The sequence below is a fragment of the Lacinutrix gracilariae genome (genome assembly GCF_042684485.1).
Classification (GTDB): Bacteria; Bacteroidota; Bacteroidia; order Flavobacteriales; family Flavobacteriaceae; genus Oceanihabitans; species Oceanihabitans gracilariae.
In genome coordinates this window covers 1-2499 of record NZ_JBHULM010000035.1, presented here as the reverse complement: position 1 = coordinate 2499, position 2499 = coordinate 1, and the positions used below count along the sequence as shown (strand labels likewise).

The following is a 2499-nucleotide window of genomic DNA, read 5'->3' as shown; positions in this document are numbered from 1 at the left end:
TCGTCCTGAAATATGGCTACAGGTTAAAATTGAATTTACGCTGATAATTTATATACCATATTCGGTGTTTTATAGTCTAAAGATAAATGTAATCTTATTTCGTTGTATAAATTAATTGCATTTTTTGCAGCTCTTTTAGCGTGTGCTACGTTATCAAAGGTCTGATCGAGATAAAACTCATCTTTTAATATGCCATTTACACGCTCAGCCATGGCATTTTCGTAACAATGATTTTCTTCAGTCATACTGATATCTATCTTTTTTCTCTTTAGTATTTGCGTGTAGACATTGCTACAGTACTGTATTCCTCTATCGGAGTGATGCACGAGCTCCTTAGTGTTTTTAGCTTGATATATTGCTTTGTTTAAAGCTCTTACACATCCTTTTAACTCCAAGCTGTCAATTAGGTCATAGCCGACAATTTTCCTGGAATACATATCCGTTATTAAAGCGAGATAACAAAAGCCTTTAATGGTTCTTATGTATCTAATATTGCTTACCCATACTTGATTTGGCCTTGTGATTTCCATATCTTTTATCAGGTTATTGTATTTATAAAAACGGTGATAAGAGTTTGTTGTTCTGGCACTGGTTTTCTTTCTAAGAGTAAGCATATTATACTTTCTAAGTACACTAAATAAAGTGTCTCTGCCCACTTTAAGGTTGGCTTTGTAAAACTCATTATCTAAAGATCTAATGAGTTTACGCACACCTTCTCTTGGAAGGGATTTACGTTTTCTACTGACTATTTTTATTATCTGTTGTTCCAGTATTAAACGCTTATCAGCTCTAGATTTGTTTTTATAATACGCATCACGTTTAAGCCCAAAACAACGTGTTATAGTTGTTAAAGATGTAAATCCCTTAGATTTTTCTTTAGCTTTAATTAAGGTTTTATACTTAGCTTTTTTTTAGTTCAGCTACAGATTTATAGCCTAAGTCTTCGGCTGCTACTTCTAGGTATGAATCTAATACTAAAGTATCTAAATCTTTTTTATTTGTAGCTTTTTAAGCTGTTCAATTTCCTTTTGAAGTGCTTTAATTCTTGATATTTAGCTTCGCTGAACCACTTCGTTAGGTTTCGTCTTTTGTTTCCACTTTTACTCTGGTGTTCATTAAGTCTTTACGATTGTACTTTTTAATCCACTCATTGACTGTTGTAGGAGCAATGGAGTAGAGTTTGCAAAGTTCGCTCTTTGTGTGTTTTCCGGTTGTAAGTTCGGCTAAAATTTTCAGTTTGAAAGGTTCTGAATACCGTCTGATTACTTTGTCATTTTTGTACATAATGTTAAAATTATGTAGCCTTTATTCAGGACGGGTCAGCATTATGCACAACGTGTTTGTGTATGGTTAGTTGCGTGGTTAAGCAACTAAAGTTAGCAAATAAAAACCGAATAGAATATTCCGCAGGAATATTCGTAAGCAGTCTAGAACTAGCAATGGATTATATACTTTGTTAGGCAACGTTATTTTGTTTTAATCGGAATAGTCAATTCAAGTTTAGTTCCGACTGATTTTTTTTCTGATGTCATTACTGGTCTTAATTTCGGCAATGAATAAAGAATTTCTATAATTTGTTTTTTAGCTTGATTTCCACCTTTTAGAGAATTCAGGCTTTTTATTTGTGATACTTTTCCATTTTTATCAATATGTAAATCAAATTTTAGTATTCCTTCCTCTTTTGGTGTTTTTAATTTTCTCTTATTTAATTCTCCAATTAAATAAGAATGAATGTATGTCATCGTACACTTTCCAATAGCCTCTTTGTCCCCTTTTTCTGTACACTCATATGCAGATAATGGTTTGGTTAATGCTATAGTTTCTTCTTTACTCGGAACACACATTCCTTTTATTCCCTTCTTAGTTGTAACAGCAACAAGTCCAAGTCCTTTTTTGTAAAACCTTTTTTCTTTACTACCATCAGGGTATTTATTTTCTATTACTAAAAGATTCTTGTAATTACAAAATGGTGATTCAAAAAAAACATCTATTTCAACGACTTTACCAGATTCCCATTTTGTTCCTTTTATTGGTCTTTCGATTAACAAAATGACATCTTTTTTTTGTTTTTCGTTGTACATAAAAACTGTGTCATTCTGTTTTCTTAAAAGTAAATCATACGATGTTCCTCCTCCAAAATCTTGTTCGTAATTAAAGTATTCAATTCCGTCTTTTTCTGTTGTTCCAGTTACTTTCTCAACATATGTAGCTGTTCCCCAAGTCAAATGTTTTTCAAATCCAATTTTTAATGGGTAATAACTTTCTCCAAAGCTCTTTTCGCAAAATTCACTTTGTCCGTAAGTCAAAATTGGTAGAATTGTTAATAATAAAAACATTGTTCTTTTCATTCGTTGATTTGGTTTTAATGTTGCCTAACGGTTTTGTATATGGAAAGTTGCGTGTTTGCGTGCGAGGATTTTCCGAAGGAAAATCAGACGTAGCAAACGTGCAACGACCTTTTGATTTAGCTAAAAATAGCAATTTTTTATATACGTTGTT

Annotated in this window: 3 protein-coding genes; all 3 read right to left on the bottom strand. The window is 32.1% G+C overall.

The window, feature by feature from the left end; all coding sequences use genetic code 11:
• Nucleotides 1-35 precede the first annotated feature (35 nt).
• The 3 genes from ACFSSB_RS15530 to ACFSSB_RS15520 all read right to left on the bottom strand — a co-directional run bounded on the left by ACFSSB_RS15530 (nt 36) and on the right by ACFSSB_RS15520 (nt 2348).
• Complete coding sequence (locus ACFSSB_RS15530) at nt 36-842, bottom strand: IS3 family transposase (protein WP_379905950.1); 807 nt, start codon at nt 840-842, stop codon at nt 36-38.
• A gap of 232 nt (nt 843-1074) precedes the next feature.
• Nucleotides 1075-1284, bottom strand: coding sequence for a transposase (locus ACFSSB_RS15525; protein WP_236778444.1), 210 nt, complete (start codon nt 1282-1284; stop codon nt 1075-1077).
• A 182-nt stretch (nt 1285-1466) separates the two neighbouring features.
• Nucleotides 1467-2348, bottom strand: a complete 882-nt coding sequence (locus ACFSSB_RS15520) for a hypothetical protein (protein WP_379905947.1) — start codon at nt 2346-2348, stop codon at nt 1467-1469.
• Nucleotides 2349-2499: the final 151 nt, after the last annotated feature.

Excerpts from the sequence above, each read along its gene's own strand:
- ACFSSB_RS15525 (WP_236778444.1), bottom strand. The coding sequence starts at position 1,284 with ATGTACAAAAATGACAAAGTAATCAGACGGTATTCAGAACCTTTCAAA.
- ACFSSB_RS15520 (WP_379905947.1), bottom strand. The coding sequence starts at position 2,348 with ATGAAAAGAACAATGTTTTTATTATTAACAATTCTACCAATTTTGACT.